Consider the following 14,431-nt stretch of genomic DNA (forward strand, 5'->3'; position numbering starts at 1 on the left):
AGTTTTGCGGTCGATGTCATCTCTGACACTGGTTGAACGCGCACACGACGGCGAAAGTGGTCGCCATGAACAAGAACAACCCCGTGTTGCAGTGGACGGCCGCGATGGCGCTGTCCGGCACGATCGGCGCCGTCGTCCTCGAAAGCGGTGCCGACGCCCCCGCCGTGGCGTTCGCGAGGAGCCTCGTCGGCGGTCTGCTGCTCCTGGTGTGGAGCGCGGCCCGTGGCTGGCTCCGCCCGTGGACGCTCAGCCGCCGCGACCTCCTGCTCGCCGTGCTCGGCGGCCTGTTCCTGGTGGGGAACTGGGTGCTGCTGTTCGCCTCGTACTCGCTGTCGTCGATCGGGGTCAGCACCGTCGTCTACCACACGCAGCCGCTGATGCTGGTCGGTCTCGCCGCGGCGTTGCTCGGCGAGAAGATGGCGAAGAGCCAGCTGGTCCGGGCGCTGATCGCGTTCGGCGGGGTGACCCTCATCTCCCTGTCCGCGCACGGCGCCGACGGCAAGCCCGTGCGGCTGGCGGGGATCGCGCTCGCCCTCGGCGCGGCCGCGCTCTACGCCGGCGCTTCGTTCGTCGCGAAGCGGCTCACGCATGTCCGTCCGCACGTCCTCGCGGCCGTACAGCTCGTGACGGGCACGATCGTGCTCGCACCCGCCCTGCTGGTCACGCCGCTGCCCACGGACACCTCAGGCCTGCTGTGGCTGGTCCTGCTGGGAACCGTGCACACCGCGCTGATGTACGTGCTGATGTACGCGAGCATCGGGAAGCTGCCGACCACGACGGTGGCGCTGCTCTCCTACGTCTACCCGGTGGTCGCGGTGGTCGTCGACGTCCTCGCCTACGGCCACCGGCCGACCTGGCCGGAAGGCCTGGGGATGCTGGCCGTCCTGGCGGCCGCGCTGGCCCCGAAGCGCACACCGGCACGGCAACCCGCCCGCGTTTAGTCCTCTGAATGCGAAAAGCGGCGCCCGGTCCGAAGACCGAGGCGCCGCTTTCGGCGTCAGAACGTCACTCGTGGTTCGGACCGGTGTGGTACTCGAACACCAGCCCGCCGATGGCGATGATGACCAGGCCCAGCGCGATGATCAGCAGCCAGATGTGGAAGAACGCGAGCGCGACACCGGTCAGCGCGGCGGCCGCCGCGAGACCCACCGGCCAGTAGCTGCCCGGGCTGAAGAAGCCCAGCTCGCCGGCACCGTCGCTGATCTCCGCGTCTTCCCGGTCCTCCGGCCGCGGCTCGATGCGCCGCGCCACGAACTGCAGGTAGCTCCCGGCCAGGAAGGCCAGGCCACCGGTGAGGATCAGGGCCACCACACCGACCGGCTCGACGCCGTCCCGGGTCATCGTTCCGGTCATGTACGCGTAGATACCCGCGACGATGACGGAGAAGACCGCGACGAGGAAGAAAATCCGTCCTTCGACCTTCATGGACGTTGCCTCACTCCTGTTTCGGGCTCGAACAGCCGGGTCAGTTGGACGCGACCCGCGCGGTGCGGTCGGTGTTGAACGGGGTGGTGGTGACGGCGTAGGGCGAGCACAGTTCGCCGCAGTTCATCGCCGTCAGCGCCTCGGACGCCGTGTTCGGCTTGCCGCTCTTCGGGTTCACGGTGCCGCGGAGCTGGATGTACTGCGCGTACTTGTCCGGCGAGAGCGCCCTGACCTCGAAGTTCATCCCCGAGTGGTAGGTGCCGCACAGTTCGGCGCAGCGGCCGACGAACGAACCTTCCTTGTCGATCGAGTTCTGGAAGGTGAAGTCCTGGTTGTTCTTCTCCGGGTCCGGCATGACGTCCCGCTTGAAGTGGAACTCCGGCACCCAGAACGAGTGGATGACGTCGGCCGACCGCAGGTTGTACTGGATCGTCTTGTTCGTCGGCAGGACCAGCAGCGGGATCTCGGTCGAGCTGCCGACCGTGGTGATCTCGGGGTCGGCCTGGTTCTTGGAGTCGCTCTTGTACTTGAACTCCCAGTTCCACTGGAACGCGACGATGTCGACCGTGACGTCCGGGTCGTCCGTCTCGGCGAGCACGCGGTTCTCGGTGGTCGCGGTGAAGAAGAACAGCACGCAGACCATGATCGTCGGAACGACGACCGTGAAGATCTCCAGCGGGATGTTGTACTGGAACTGACGGGGCAGTTCCTCTTCCGCGCCGTCGGCGGTCTTCTTCTTGCGGTGGAAGATCGCGGTCCAGAAGATCAGCGCCCAGACGATGACACCGACGGCCAGCGCGGCGATGACGGTCCACGTCCACAAGGTGCGCATGTCGTGCGCCTGCGGGGTCACCCCGACCGGCCAGCCGAAGCGGAGGATCTCGTCCCCGGAACAGCCCGTCGCGGTCAGCATCACCAGCGCGGCGAGCGCTGCGACGCGACCAGCCCGCTTAACTGGGGTGCGCTCTGGATTTCCCACTGCGCCTTGCCCTTTCACCCAGAGCCTCCTCGACCGATCTTTGTGACAGCCGGAGCCTAGCCGAGTTGCGGCGCCGCGCTGACTAAGGGGTAACCCCAACACGCGTATCCCCCACCACATCGGGGTGTACACGCCCACCGGCATACTGGGCCCTTCTCCCCGCTCGGCCAACAAGAGGTGTGTGAACTAGACGTGTGCGGCCTGCTTGGACTGATCTGTTCGACCGAAGCCGACGCTGCGAGCGCCCGTGACGCCGTCGACGCGGCCATGCGCTGCCAGCGGCACCGCGGCCCCGACGAGCACGACACCTGGGCCGACGCCGAGGTGGTCTACGGCTTCAACCGGCTGGCGTTCATCGACGTCGACCACGCCCACCAGCCGCTGGTCTGGGGCCCGCCGGAGGCTCCCGAGCGCTACACGCTGAACTTCAACGGCGAGATCTACAACTACAAAGAGCTGCGTGACGAGCTGGCCGCCGGGCACGGTGCGAAGTTCGCCACAGAGGGCGACGGCGAGGCCATCGTCGCGGCGTACCACTACCTCGGCGACGAGGCGGTCGAGAAGCTGCGCGGCATGTTCGCCTTCCTGATCTGGGACTCGCAGGAGAAGGTCGTCTTCGGCGCGCGGGACCCGTTCGGTATCAAGCCGCTGTTCTACTCGGCAGGCCCCGGCAAGGTCGCCTTCTCCAGCGAGAAGAAGAGCCTGCTGGAGCTCTCGGGCGTGCTCGGCGTGCAGGACGAGCTGGACAAGACCGCCCTGCAGCACTACCTGGTGCTGCAGTACGTGCCGGAACCCGAGTCCATGCACACCGGAATCCGCCGCGTCGAGTCCGGCACGTCGTTCCGGGTGGTCCCCGGCGGTGACGTGCGGTTCACGCGGTACTTCCACCCGACGTTCAACGCGAAGCCGGTGAACAGCCAGGCCGAGGCCGACGAGCTGTACGAGCGCATCGCCGATGTGATGCGCGACTCGGTCGGCAAGCACATGATCTCCGACCCGGACGTCACGGTCGGCGCGTTCCTCTCCGGCGGCATCGACTCCACGGCGACCGCGACGCTGGCCAAGGAGCACAACCCGAACCTGATCGCGTTCACCACCGGGTTCGAGCGCGAGGGCTACTCCGAGGTCGACGTCGCCGCCGAATCGGCCGCCGCGATCGGCGTGAAGCACGTGGTCCGCACGGTGTCGGCGGACGAGATGATGGAGGCGCTGCCGCTCATCGTCTGGTACCTCGACGACCCGGTGGCGGACCCGGCGCTCGTGCCGCTCTGGTTCATCGCGCGCGAAGCCCGCAAGCATGTCAAGGCGGTGCTGTCCGGCGAAGGCGCCGACGAGCTTTTCTGCGGCTACACGATCTACAACGAGCCGATCTCCCTGGCGCCGTTCGAGAAGATCCCGGGCGGGATGCGGAAGATCATCGGCAAGGTCTCCACGAAGATCCCGGAGGGCACCCGCGGCAAGGACCTGCTGCGGCGCGGGGCGCTGCCGCTGGAAGACCGCTACTACGGCAACGCGCGCAACTTCCGCGACGACCAGCTCCGCAAGGTGCTGCGCACGTACGAGGACGGCATCGGCTTCAAGGACGTCACCGCGCCTTGGTACAAGATCTCGGAGAACTGGGACCCGGTCGCGCGCATGCAGCACGTCGACCTCTACACCTGGCTGCGCGGCGACATCCTGGTCAAGGCCGACAAGGTGACCATGGCGAACTCGCTGGAACTGCGCGTGCCGTTCCTCGACGCCGAGGTGTTCAAGGTCGCCTCGACCATCCCGCTCGACCAGAAGCTCGCGCACGGCACCACGAAGTACGCGCTGCGCCAGGCGCTGGCGAAGATCATCCCCGGCCACGTGCTGAACCGGCGCAAGCTGGGCTTCCCGGTGCCGATCCGGCTGTGGCTGCGCAACGAGATGTACGACTGGGCCAAGGGCATCATCTCGGACTCGCAGACCGACGCGCTGCTCGACAAGAAGGCCGTCCTGGCGCTGCTCGAAGAGCACAAGGCCGGGCAGCTCGACCGCAGCCGTCAGCTGTGGGCGCTGCTGGTGTTCATGCTGTGGCACGGCATCTTCGTCGAGAACCGCATCAAGCCCGAGGTGCCGGAACCCGTCTACCCGGTGAAGCTCTAGTCACGACTCCGTTCTGGCCTTCACCGGTCATCTGGTGAAGGCCAGCATGGAGGGATGGACTTCGTCCTCGTGCACGGCACGACGCAGAGCCCGGCGGGCTGGGACCGGGTGGCCAAGTTGCTCACCGCCGCCGGGCACCGCGCGATCGCGGTGGATCTGCTGACCCCGCGTGACCTGCCGGTCGAGGGCTACGCGCAGCACGCGCGAGACCAGTACGACGGCGAGCGGCCGGTGGTCGTGGCGCATTCCGGCTCGGGGGTCCTGCTGCCCGCGATCGCCGAAGCCCTCGACGCGCGGGCGCTGGTGTGGGTCGCCGCCTACATCCCCGATTTCGCCGGTGGGCGGAGCCTGCGGAACGAGGCGCGGGCCGTGCTCGAACCGGACTGGATCGGCGTGGACCCGACGGCGGATCCCGCGAAGGCGTCGGAATTCCTTTTCCACGACTGCGATCCCGAGACCGAACGGCCGGCGCTGGACAGTCTGCGGCTGTTCAACCCGGCTGCGCTCGCGGCGCATCCCGCCGGGGCGGCGCCGGAGGTCCCGTCGACGGTGATCGTCCCCACTCGCGACCGCACTCTCCGGCCGGACTGGCTGCGGCGAGCGGCCAGGGAACGGCTCGGGGTCACCCCGATCGAGATCGACGCCGGGCACTGCCCGCACCTGTCCCGGCCCGCCGAACTCGCCGCCATCCTCACCGGACGCGCGTGAAGGCCCCCTTCCCTCGGCTGAGCCGAGGGAAGGGGGCCTTCACGCGCTATAACGCAGCCTCAAGCGGGGAGGATCGCCGCGATCTCCTCGGCGGACTCCGGGCCGAAGGCCTCCTTGAGCCGGCCCAGGACGTCGGTGCGGTCGAAGGACCATTCCTGCGTCCCCACGGTCTCCAGCACCAGCACGGCGATCAGCGAGCCCAGCTGCGCCGAACGCTCCAGGCTGAGCCCGCCGTCGATACCCGCGATGAACCCGGCCCGGAAGCCGTCGCCGACGCCGGTCGGGTCGACCTTGCCGCGCTCCGGGACGGCGCCGATCTGCAGCGCGAGGCCGTCCTTGCCGATGATCTCGACGCCCTTTTCCCCGAGCGTCGTGATCCGCATGCCGACGCGGTCGAGGACCTCGGCCTCGGTCCAGCCGGTCTTCTGGAGCAGCAGCTCCCACTCGTAGTCGTTGCTGAACAGGTACTTCGCGCCCTCGACGAAGGCACGCACCTGCGCGCCGTCCATGCGGGCCAGCTGCTGCGAGGGGTCGACGGCGAAGGTGTAGCCGCGCTGGCGGCATTCCTCGGCGTGCCGGACCATGCCTTCGGGGTCGTCCGGGCTGATCAGGACGAGCGACAGTTCACCGGCGTGCGCGGCGACCGGCGCCAGTTCGATGTTGCGGGATTCGGCCATCGCGCCGGCGTAGAACGTCGCGATCTGGCAGAGGTCCTCGTCGGTGGTGCAGACGAACCGGGCGGTGTGCGCGACCTCGGACACCAGCACCCCGGCCGTGTCGACGCCGTGCCGCTCGAGCCACGAGCGGTAGTCGGCGAAGTCGGAGCCGACCGCGCCGACCAGGATCGGGCGCTTGCCCAGCACCCCGAGACCGAAGGCGATGTTCGCGCCGATCCCGCCCCGCCGCACGACGAGATCGTCCGCCAGGAAGCTCAGTGAGACCCGGTGCAGCTGCTCGGCGATGAGCTGCTCGGCGAACCTGCCCGGGAAGTGCATGAGATGGTCGGTTGCGATACTGCCGGATACCGCGATCCTGGCGCTGGCTGCCACCGGTTCTCCTTGTTCGGTCGGCCCCGCGGGAGCGAGGACGGCTAAGTTACCCGCAGGTCATGCCCCATACGGGTTGCTTCAGGCACGGCCATCAACACTACCGGTTGGTAGTGGTGTCCGACTGCACGATGAGTCATTAGCTTGTCGTTCGTGACCACTTCCGCGTATCACCTCGAACCGGAATCGATCGGCGAACTCATCGCCGACTGTGCCGGTATCCCGTCGTCCCTCCAGGCCGAGAACATGCCCCTGCCCCGGGAGAGCGCTCCGCCCTGGACCGTGGACGAACGTTGTCTCGCCCAGGTCGCCGATCTGGACGCCTACGTCTGATCCGCTCCGGGCATGAAGAAGGGCCGCGACCTGGGTGAGGTTCGCGGCCCTTCTTCATGCCTCGACGCGGATCAGTGGAAGCTGTCGCCGCAGGCGCAGCTGCCGGTCGCGTTGGGGTTGTCGATCGTGAAGCCCTGCTTCTCGATCGAGTCGACGAAGTCGATCACGGCGCTCGACACGTACGGCGCGCTCATCCGGTCGACGGCCACGCGGAGGCCGTCGAAGTCACGGAACAGGTCGCCGTCGAGCGTGCGCTCGTCGAAGAACAGCTGGTAGCGCAGGCCGGCGCACCCACCGGGCTGGACGGCGATGCGCAGGTGCATGTCGTCGCGGCCCTCCTGCTCGAGCAGGGCCTTCGCCTTGCTGGCGGCGGCGTCGGTCAACGTCACGCCGTGGGTCTCCTCGGCGGTTTCGGCCTGAGCTGCGGCTGCCTGCTCAGCGGTCGTCATGGTTCTCCCTCTGGTCGAACTCGCTGCGGGTACTCGTCTTGCACATGGTCCAACACGTCGGAGTCCCGATCTGTTCCCCTCCATGGTGACATATCGCTCGGCCTGGTGCGTGGCACCGTGACGCCTGCAACTACCCTGGTGAGGTGAGGTTCCTGCGCCGTAGCACCACAGACTCCGCCACGACGGACACCGAGACGCCCGACACCCAGGCCGTCGAGGTCCAGGCCAAGGCGTATACGCCGGGCAAGGGCAAGGCCACGCCCAAGCGTCGTGAGGCCGAAGCCAAGCGCCGCGGCCCGGTGGCGCCCCCGCCGACCACCATGCGGGAGGCGATGAAGCGCAACAAGGAGCTCCGCAAGTCCGCGAAGGCCGACCCGGAGTACAAGCAGAAGCAGCGCAACGCCGCCAAGGAACGCCGCGAGCGGATGATGGCCGGCGAGGACAAGTACCTGCTCCCCCGTGACCGCGGCCCCGTCAAGGCGTACATCCGCGACCTGGTCGACTCGCGGCGCAACCTGCTCGGCCTGTTCATGCCGCTGGCGATCCTGGTGTTCGTCGCGTTGATCCTGCCGTACCCCGAGGTCCAGCGGTACGCGACGCTGCTGTGCACGGTGATGCTGCTCGGCATGATCGTCGAAGGTTTCCTCAGCGGGCGCCGGATCGCGAAGATGGTCCGCCTGAAGTTCCCGAACGAGACGATCAAGGGCACCTCCGTCGGCTGGTACTCCTTCATCCGGGCGAGCCAGATCCGCAAGCTGCGGGTCCCGAAGCCGCGGGTCAGCCCCGGCGACAAGGTCTGAGAACCGGCAAAACCCAGGTCGTTAGCGACGCTAACGGCCTGGGGTAGAGTCGCGCCCATGGAGTTTCGACGACTGGGCCGCAGCGGCCTCAATGTCAGTGAGATCTCGTACGGCAACTGGCTCACCCACGGGTCCCAGGTGGAAGAGGACCAGGCCCAGGCCTGCATCAAGGCGGCGCTCGACGTCGGCATCACCACCTTCGACACCGCCGATGTTTACGCGAACACGGCCGCCGAATCGGTACTCGGCCGCGGCCTGAAGGGCCTGCGCCGCGAAAGCCTGGAGATCTTCACCAAGGTCTACTGGCCGGCCGGCCCCAAGGGCCCGAACGACCAGGGGCTCGGCCGCAAGCACATCATGGAGTCGGCGCACGCTTCGCTGAAGCGCCTCGGCACCGACTACGTCGACCTCTACCAGGCGCACCGGTTCGACCGGACCGTCCCGCTCGAAGAGACGTTCCTCGCCTTCGCCGACCTCGTCCGCCAGGGCAAGGTGCTCTACGTCGGCGTCTCCGAGTGGACCGCCGAGCAGATCACCCAGGGCGCGGCGATCGCACGCGAGCTCAACGTGCCCCTCATCTCGAACCAGCCGCAGTACAACGCGCTGTGGCGGGTCATCGAGGCGCAGGTCGTCCCGGCCTCCGAGCGTGAGGGCCTCAGCCAGATCGTCTGGTCGCCGATCGCGCAGGGCGTGCTCACCGGCAAGTACAAGCCCGGTCAGCCGCTGCCCGAGGGCTCCCGCGCGACCGACGAGAAGGGCGGCGCCAACATGGTCGCCCGCTTCCTCAACGACGACGTCCTCGAGCGTGTGCAGCGGCTCGAGCCGATCGCGGAGAAGGCGGGCCTGACGATGGCCCAGCTGGCCGTGGCGTGGGTGCTGCAGAACCCGAACGTCGCTTCGGCGATCATCGGTGCCTCGCGGCCCGAGCAGGTGCACGAGAACGTGAAGGCGGCCGGCGTGAAGCTGGACGCGGATCTGCTCGCCGCGATCGACGAGGCCCTCGACGGCGTCACCGAGACCGACCCGACGCTGACCCGCTCCCCCTGATCCCCCGGAACGCAGTTAGTCGGCTAAATGCGGACGCCTTTCCCGCATTTAGCCGACTAACTGCGACGGTCGTCGTGTGTCAGTCGCCGTGCACGCGGGACTGGTACGCGATCTGACCGTCGAGGTCGAGGGCGTCACCGGGTGCGCGCAAGGGATCGATTCCCAAGCCCCGCAACAACCTGCTCGCACCGGCTACCCGGTCACCGGTCCGGCCGTCGAGCCGCACCGGTGCGTGGCCCCGCTGGATCAGCAGGCCCTCGACGTCGTCGATCAGCCGGTACGGGTCGTAGACCTGCTGTTCAGGCATGACCACCACCGGGAATCCAGGTGTTCCCGGTGATCCTTTCGTAGACCTCGGTGTAGCGCTTGCGGGTCGCCTCGACGATCTCGGCCGGGATGGCGGGTCCGGGTGGCGTCTTGTCCCAGCCGGTCGTGGTGGACCAGTCGCGGACGAACTGCTTGTCGAACGCGTGCTGCGTCCGGCCCGGCTCGTACTCGTCGGCGGGCCAGAACCGCGACGAGTCCGACGTGAGGACCTCGTCCCCGAGCGTCAGCACGCCGTCGGCGTCGAAGCCGAATTCGATCTTGGTGTCGGCGATGATGATGCCGTTCTTCGCCGCGTGCTCCGCGCCCTTGGTATAGACCTCGAGCGTCAGATCGCGGATGCGGTCCGCGGTCTCCTGGCCGATCTCGTTCACGACGTCGGCGAAGGTCATGAACTCGTCGTGACCGGTGTCGGAGATCTTCGTGGTGGGCGTGAAGATCGGCTCCGGCAGCTTGTCCGCCTCGACGAGACCGGCGGGCAGCGCGACACCGGAAACCTTGCCGTCGCGCTGGTATTCGCGCATCCCGAGACCGGTGAGGTAGCCGCGCGCGATGCATTCGACCTGGATCATCTTCAGCGGCTTGCAGCGCATGGCGCGGCCGGCGAATTCGGCGGGCACGTCGGTCGTGGAAACGACGTGGTTCGGCACCACGTCGGCCATCTTTTCGAACCACCAGGCGGAAAGCTGGTTCAGCAGCGCGCCCTTGTCCGGGATCGGGGTCGGCAGCGAGACGTCGTAGACCGAAACGCGATCCGACGCGACGAGCAGAATGTCGCCGTCGATTTCGTAAAGGTCCCGGACCTTACCCGCGTGAATGTGCTTCATGCCCCGTCCTCGATGTTGTATTCGTAGAAAATCCAGTGGTCCGGCAAAGCCGCCGATTCGCCGTACTCGAGTACGTCACCCTCGGCGGACAAGAACCTGTTGCGACTCAACAGAATCGCCGAACCTTCGGCCACGCCGAGTTCCGCCGCGTCCTCGGCACCCGCCAGCCCCGCGGCGTGCTGAGAATGAGTCGAGGTCAGAACCCGGCCTGTCCGGTCCGCCACGTATTTGACCGTGCCTTCGACGATCCGCACCGGCTCGAACAGCAGAGGCGCCTTCGACGCGACAGCGCCGTCGAACCACGAAACCGACGTCGACACCGGACGGCCTTCGCCCGCGTACGTGGTCCTTCGCCGCCGGATCACCGGAGCACCTTCATCGATTCCGAGCGCGCCCGCCACCCTGTCCGGCGCCGGCAGGAGACCGGCTTCGCGGATTTTCGCGTAGTGGCCCGGCGGATAGACCTTGCCGGTTCGCGCGATCGAGATCGTCCGATCGTGCGCGGACCGATGCAGCGCCCTGGTCTGCACCACTGTCCCGATCCCGCGTACCGCGCGGACCAGACCTTCGGCGCGAAGTGTCGAGAGCACCTTCATCGCCGTCGCCATCGCGACGTTCCAGTTCCTGGCGATCTCGCGCGCGGAGGGGACCGCGTCGCCTTCCTTGAGCCTGCCCGAAACGATGTCGTCGCGAATGTTCCCCGCGATCTGGAGATACGGCGGTTCGGGTCGATCGACGGCGGGCAAGGTGACTCCTCACAAGGTCGCGCGGTGCGCACAAGCGTTCTAGCACACCAATGGGCGAGCACCAAGGATCCTGCTCACACCCCATTATTACGTACTAGTACACATTCTGGACGGTGCTCTAGTACACCTGTTACTCTCCGAGAAGTTCCCGAAACCCGTTAGGGGGCTCGATGAACCACCTGAGCATCGACGAACTGCTCGAAGAGCTTCGAAGACGCCGGTGGGTCGTCTACATCTTCGGCCCCCGGGAGGAGCCGGAGGTCTGTGCCGCGGTCTTCCAGTGGGACACCTGTGCCGACGTCCTCATCCTCCGCGGGGAGGAACGGGCGAGCGCCTTCCGCGTCACCACGGTCGCCGAAACCGACGTCTTCCGGCCGGCGCTCGTGTCGTGGCAGTACCACTCGACGGCCGACTGGACCCTGCGCGCCGTGCTCACCATCCCGCCGCCCGGCGAAACCGGCGCGCCGATCCAGCTGCTGCAACCACATCCGGACTGCGTGATCCCGATGGAGGCACGACGGCCGGTCACCGTCCTGCCCGCCATACCGACCAAGGCCGACCAGGGAGATCCCTAACCTCGGCCGATCACCTGCTCGGCGACAACGAGGTCGTGCGGGTAGGTGATCTTGAGGTTCTCCGCGCTGCCCGGAACCCACCGCACCGGCAGCGCGGAGAACCTTTCCATGCACGAAGACGTGTCCGTGCCGACGAAACCCTCGCGCTCGGCCGTTTCGTACGCCTGCAGCAACGGCGCGGCGCGGAAACCCTGCGGTGTCTGCACTCTGATCGCCCCGGGCAGCGCACCGGAAACGGTGTCGCCGTCGACCCGCACGATGTCGTCGGCCGCGACGCCGGGCACCGCTCCCCCATGGCGCCGCGTGTCGGCGAGGACGTCCGCGATCAGTTCCGGGGTGACGAGCGGGCGGGCCGCGTCGTGCAGCAGGACCGCGTCGATCTCGCCGCTCTCGATACGGGAAGCCATGTGGCGCAAGGCATTCAGCTCCGAGCCCTGTCTCGTCGCGCCGCCGTGGACGAGCTCGACCTCGCCCGGATGCGCGGCGAGCACCTCGTGCGCGAGTTCGGTGTCCTGCGGCCGGATGACCAGCACGAGCACGTCGATTCCGGGCACCCGCGCGAAGGCGTCGAGCGACCACGCGACGACCCTTTTGCCCGCCACCGGCAGGTAGACCTTGTTGAGCTTCGCGCCGACCCTGGTACCTGCTCCGCTCGCGAGCACCACTCCGGCGGCCTTCGTCTGAGCCACAGGCAACTCTGGCACAGCCGGGTGGGTAGGTTGGGCCCGGCCACCAAAGTGATCCGAAGGGGCAGGGCGTTGGACGACGAAATCCTCGAGTTCGCCGAAGTCGAGCAGCCTGATGAACACGCGCGTTCGGCGGCGATCGCCCTGCACTCGAAACTGATCAAACCGGCCGGTTCGCTGGGCAGGCTCGAAGAACTGGGCGTATGGGTCGCGGCCTGCCAGGGCCAGTCGCCGCCGCGGCCGTTCACGCGGCCCCGGGTCGTGGTGTTCGCCGGTGACCACGGTGTCGCCGCGAAGGGTGTCTCGGCCTATCCGGGCGAGGTCACCGCGCAACTCGTCGGGAGCATGCTGACCGGTGGCGCGGCCATCAACGTCCTGGCCGCCTCGGCGGGCGCGAGCGTCCGGGTCGTCGACATGGCCGTCGACAGCGACGCCCCCGCGACGCGGTCGATCGGCGAGTTCAAGGTGCGGCGCGGATCCGGCTCGATCGACGTCGAGGACGCGCTGACCGACGACGAGGCGCGCGCCGCCGTCCGCGCGGGCCGGGCGATCGCCGACGCCGAGGTCGACGGCGGGGCCGACCTGCTCATCGCGGGCGACCTCGGGATCGGGAACAGCACCCCGGCCTCGGTGCTGGTCGCGGCGCTGACCGGCAGCGAACCGGTGGCCGTGGTCGGCCGCGGTTCCGGCATCGACGACAACGCCTGGATGCGCAAGGCCACGGCGGTCCGTGACGCGCTGCGGCGCGCGAGGACCGTGCTGGCCGATCCGGTCGCGCTGCTGCGCACCGCCGCCGGCGCGGACATCGCCGCGATGGCGGGTTTCCTCGCGCAGGCCTCGCTGCGCAAGACGCCGGTGATCCTCGACGGGCTGGTCGCCTCCGCGGCCGCGCTGGTCGCCGAGGAACTCGTCCCGGGCGCACGGCAGTGGTGGACCGCGGGCCAGCGGGGCGGCGAACCCGCGCACGCGCTGGCGCTGGAGCACCTCGATCTTGAGCCGATCCTGGACCTGGACGTACGCCTGGGCGAGGGAACGGGCGCCGTCGCCGCGCTGCCGCTGGTGTTCATGGCGACGCGGGTGCTCGCGGAGATGGCCACGCACGAGCAGGCCGGGGTGAGCGGCCCGCTGATCGAGGCCCCTCCTTCCTGACCCTCCTTCCGCATTTAGTCCTCTAAATGCGGGGAGTACGTGAAGGCCCCCTTCATTGCGTCTAGCGCAATGAAGGGGGCCTTCACGTACTTGAGCGTCAGCCCAGCGGGTACATCCAGCCTTCCGGAGCCGGCCGGGTGCCCTCCTGGATCCCGGTCAGCGCGCCGCGCAGCTTCATCGTCAGCTCACCGGGCTGCCCGCCCGCGACGGAGAACTCGCCGCCCGCGTGCTTCACGTGCCCGACCGGCGTGATGACCGCCGCCGTCCCGCAGGCGAACACCTCGGTCAGCTCGCCCGAAGCCGCCGACTTCTCCCACTCGTCGGTGGAGATCCGCCGCTCCTCGACCTGGTGCCCGAACGACTTCGCCAGCTCCAGCAGCGACTTGCGGGTCACGCCGGGGAGCAGCGAACCGGTCAGTTCCGGCGTCACGACACGGGCCTCGTCACCGGAGCCGAAGACGAAGAACAGGTTCATCCCGCCCATCTCCTCGACCCAGCGCCGCTCGACCGCGTCGAGCCACACGACCTGGTCGCAGCCCTTCTCCACGGCCTGGGCCTGCGCGACGAAGGACGCCGCGTAGTTGCCCGCGCATTTCGCCTCGCCGGTGCCGCCGGGGACGGCGCGCACGTACTCGGTCGAGAGCCACACGCTCACCGGCTTCACGCCGCCGGAGAAGTACGAGCCGGCGGGCGAGCCGATCAGCGCGTAGAGGTACTCGTTCGCGGGCCGGTTGACGCCGAGCCCGGCCTCGGTGGAGATCATGAACGGCCGCAGGTACAGCGACTCGCCCGGCTTCGTCGGGACCCAGCGGCTGTCGACCGCGATCAGCTCGCGGATCGAGTCGAGGAAGGTCTCCACCGGCAGCTGCGGCATGGCGAGGCGCTCGGCCGAGTTGCGGAAGCGGATCGCGTTCGCGTCGGGGCGGAACGCCGCGATCGTGCCGTTGGGCTGGCGGTACGCTTTGAGGCCTTCGAAGATCGCCTGGCCGTAGTGCAGCACCGAGGTGGCCGGGTCGAGCGCGAAGGGCGCGTACGGCCCGACGGTCGCGTCGTGCCAGCCCTGCTCGGCGCTCCATTTCACGGTCACCATGTGGTCGGTGAAGTGCAACCCGAAACCGGGTGCGGCCAATACGTCCGCGACGCGTTCCGGGCTCGCGGGGCTCGGGTGCGGGAGGTGGCTGAACTGCGTCGAGGTCGTCATACCCAAGAC

The 14,431-nt window shown here is 68.3% G+C and carries 17 protein-coding genes; 8 read left to right on the top strand and 9 right to left on the bottom strand.

What is annotated here, in order from left to right:
• Window positions 1–65: 65 nt before the first annotated feature.
• Window positions 66–941, top strand: a complete 876-nt coding sequence (locus DMC61_RS12465; RefSeq protein WP_125689358.1) for a DMT family transporter — start codon at window positions 66–68, stop codon at window positions 939–941.
• Window positions 942–1,005: 64 nt separating this feature from the next.
• Here the strand turns inward: DMC61_RS12465 and DMC61_RS12470 are convergent, their stop codons facing one another.
• Entirely contained in the window at window positions 1,006–1,425 is a 420-nt protein-coding gene (locus DMC61_RS12470) for a cytochrome c oxidase subunit 4 (protein WP_016336054.1), read from the bottom strand.
• A 40-nt stretch (window positions 1,426–1,465) separates the two neighbouring features.
• The gene (locus DMC61_RS12475) at window positions 1,466–2,404 is read right to left on the bottom strand and encodes a cytochrome c oxidase subunit II (protein WP_199749965.1); all 939 of its coding nucleotides are present in this window, start codon (window positions 2,402–2,404) and stop codon (window positions 1,466–1,468) included.
• 192 nt (window positions 2,405–2,596) lie between these two features.
• Here DMC61_RS12475 and asnB point away from each other — a divergent pair, with 192 nt between their 5' ends.
• Together asnB and DMC61_RS12485 are read left to right on the top strand one after the other, a co-directional pair.
• The gene (gene asnB, locus DMC61_RS12480) at window positions 2,597–4,531 is read left to right on the top strand and encodes an asparagine synthase (glutamine-hydrolyzing) (protein WP_125689360.1); all 1,935 of its coding nucleotides are present in this window, start codon (window positions 2,597–2,599) and stop codon (window positions 4,529–4,531) included.
• A 54-nt stretch (window positions 4,532–4,585) separates the two neighbouring features.
• Window positions 4,586–5,239, top strand: a complete 654-nt coding sequence (locus DMC61_RS12485) for an alpha/beta fold hydrolase (protein WP_125689362.1) — start codon at window positions 4,586–4,588, stop codon at window positions 5,237–5,239.
• A gap of 59 nt (window positions 5,240–5,298) precedes the next feature.
• On the opposite strand, the gene DMC61_RS12490 is transcribed toward DMC61_RS12485, so the two are convergent.
• Window positions 5,299–6,288 carry a carbohydrate kinase family protein gene (locus DMC61_RS12490; protein ID WP_125689364.1) on the bottom strand — a complete coding sequence of 330 codons (990 nt, stop codon included), beginning with the start codon at window positions 6,286–6,288 and terminating at the stop codon, window positions 5,299–5,301.
• A gap of 141 nt (window positions 6,289–6,429) precedes the next feature.
• Here DMC61_RS12490 and DMC61_RS12495 point away from each other — a divergent pair, with 141 nt between their 5' ends.
• Entirely contained in the window at window positions 6,430–6,618 is a 189-nt protein-coding gene (locus DMC61_RS12495) for a hypothetical protein (RefSeq protein WP_016336059.1), read from the top strand.
• A 71-nt stretch (window positions 6,619–6,689) separates the two neighbouring features.
• Here DMC61_RS12495 and DMC61_RS12500 read toward each other — a convergent pair whose 3' ends face one another.
• Complete coding sequence (locus DMC61_RS12500; RefSeq protein WP_016336060.1) at window positions 6,690–7,067, bottom strand: iron-sulfur cluster assembly accessory protein; 378 nt, start codon at window positions 7,065–7,067, stop codon at window positions 6,690–6,692.
• 143 nt (window positions 7,068–7,210) lie between these two features.
• Here DMC61_RS12500 and DMC61_RS12505 point away from each other — a divergent pair, with 143 nt between their 5' ends.
• Window positions 7,211–7,867 (top strand): DUF3043 domain-containing protein, encoded by a 657-nt coding sequence (locus DMC61_RS12505; RefSeq protein WP_016336061.1) that lies wholly within the window; start codon window positions 7,211–7,213, stop codon window positions 7,865–7,867.
• A gap of 57 nt (window positions 7,868–7,924) precedes the next feature.
• Window positions 7,925–8,914 carry an aldo/keto reductase family protein gene (locus tag DMC61_RS12510; RefSeq protein WP_125689365.1) on the top strand — a complete coding sequence of 330 codons (990 nt, stop codon included), beginning with the start codon at window positions 7,925–7,927 and terminating at the stop codon, window positions 8,912–8,914.
• A 79-nt stretch (window positions 8,915–8,993) separates the two neighbouring features.
• Here the strand turns inward: DMC61_RS12510 and DMC61_RS12515 are convergent, their stop codons facing one another.
• The 3 genes from DMC61_RS12515 to DMC61_RS12525 are packed head-to-tail and all read right to left on the bottom strand — an operon-like array spanning window position 8,994 to window position 10,811.
• A complete protein-coding gene (locus tag DMC61_RS12515) occupies window positions 8,994–9,221 on the bottom strand; it encodes a hypothetical protein (RefSeq protein WP_016336063.1) in 228 nt (75 codons plus the stop codon).
• Window positions 9,214–10,065, bottom strand: a complete 852-nt coding sequence (locus DMC61_RS12520; RefSeq protein ID WP_125689366.1) for a phosphoribosylaminoimidazolesuccinocarboxamide synthase — start codon at window positions 10,063–10,065, stop codon at window positions 9,214–9,216. The genes DMC61_RS12515 and DMC61_RS12520 overlap by 8 nt, the downstream gene beginning before the upstream one ends.
• Entirely contained in the window at window positions 10,062–10,811 is a 750-nt protein-coding gene (locus DMC61_RS12525; RefSeq protein ID WP_016336065.1) for a GntR family transcriptional regulator, read from the bottom strand. Before DMC61_RS12525 ends, DMC61_RS12520 begins: the two co-directional genes overlap by 4 nt.
• Before the next feature lie 170 nt (window positions 10,812–10,981).
• On the opposite strand from DMC61_RS12525, the gene DMC61_RS12530 reads away from it, so the two are divergent.
• The gene (locus DMC61_RS12530) at window positions 10,982–11,386 is read left to right on the top strand and encodes a hypothetical protein (RefSeq protein WP_016336066.1); all 405 of its coding nucleotides are present in this window, start codon (window positions 10,982–10,984) and stop codon (window positions 11,384–11,386) included.
• Here the strand turns inward: DMC61_RS12530 and DMC61_RS12535 are convergent.
• Window positions 11,383–12,051 carry a 2-C-methyl-D-erythritol 4-phosphate cytidylyltransferase gene (locus DMC61_RS12535; protein WP_125689452.1) on the bottom strand — a complete coding sequence of 223 codons (669 nt, stop codon included), beginning with the start codon at window positions 12,049–12,051 and terminating at the stop codon, window positions 11,383–11,385. The genes DMC61_RS12530 and DMC61_RS12535 overlap by 4 nt on opposite strands.
• 93 nt (window positions 12,052–12,144) lie before the next feature.
• Between DMC61_RS12535 and cobT the strand changes: the two genes are divergently transcribed.
• Complete coding sequence (cobT, locus tag DMC61_RS12540) at window positions 12,145–13,221, top strand: nicotinate-nucleotide--dimethylbenzimidazole phosphoribosyltransferase (protein WP_125689367.1); 1,077 nt, start codon at window positions 12,145–12,147, stop codon at window positions 13,219–13,221.
• Between the two features lie 97 nt (window positions 13,222–13,318).
• On the opposite strand, the gene DMC61_RS12545 is transcribed toward cobT, so the two are convergent.
• A complete protein-coding gene (locus DMC61_RS12545; protein WP_125689368.1) occupies window positions 13,319–14,422 on the bottom strand; it encodes a branched-chain amino acid aminotransferase in 1,104 nt (367 codons plus the stop codon).
• Window positions 14,423–14,431: the final 9 nt, after the last annotated feature.

The sequence above is a fragment of the Amycolatopsis sp. WAC 04169 genome (assembly GCF_003947535.1).
Lineage (GTDB): Bacteria > Actinomycetota > Actinomycetes > Mycobacteriales > Pseudonocardiaceae > Amycolatopsis > Amycolatopsis keratiniphila.

Excerpts from the sequence above, each read along its gene's own strand:
- DMC61_RS12465 (WP_125689358.1), top strand. The coding sequence starts at position 66 with ATGAACAAGAACAACCCCGTGTTGCAGTGGACGGCCGCGATGGCGCTG.
- DMC61_RS12470 (WP_016336054.1), bottom strand. The coding sequence starts at position 1,425 with ATGAAGGTCGAAGGACGGATTTTCTTCCTCGTCGCGGTCTTCTCCGTC.
- DMC61_RS12485 (WP_125689362.1), top strand. The coding sequence starts at position 4,586 with ATGGACTTCGTCCTCGTGCACGGCACGACGCAGAGCCCGGCGGGCTGG.
- DMC61_RS12500 (WP_016336060.1), bottom strand. The coding sequence starts at position 7,067 with ATGACGACCGCTGAGCAGGCAGCCGCAGCTCAGGCCGAAACCGCCGAG.
- DMC61_RS12510 (WP_125689365.1), top strand. The coding sequence starts at position 7,925 with ATGGAGTTTCGACGACTGGGCCGCAGCGGCCTCAATGTCAGTGAGATC.
- DMC61_RS12515 (WP_016336063.1), bottom strand. The coding sequence starts at position 9,221 with ATGCCTGAACAGCAGGTCTACGACCCGTACCGGCTGATCGACGACGTC.
- DMC61_RS12520 (WP_125689366.1), bottom strand. The coding sequence starts at position 10,065 with ATGAAGCACATTCACGCGGGTAAGGTCCGGGACCTTTACGAAATCGAC.
- DMC61_RS12530 (WP_016336066.1), top strand. The coding sequence starts at position 10,982 with ATGAACCACCTGAGCATCGACGAACTGCTCGAAGAGCTTCGAAGACGC.
- DMC61_RS12545 (WP_125689368.1), bottom strand. The coding sequence starts at position 14,422 with ATGACGACCTCGACGCAGTTCAGCCACCTCCCGCACCCGAGCCCCGCG.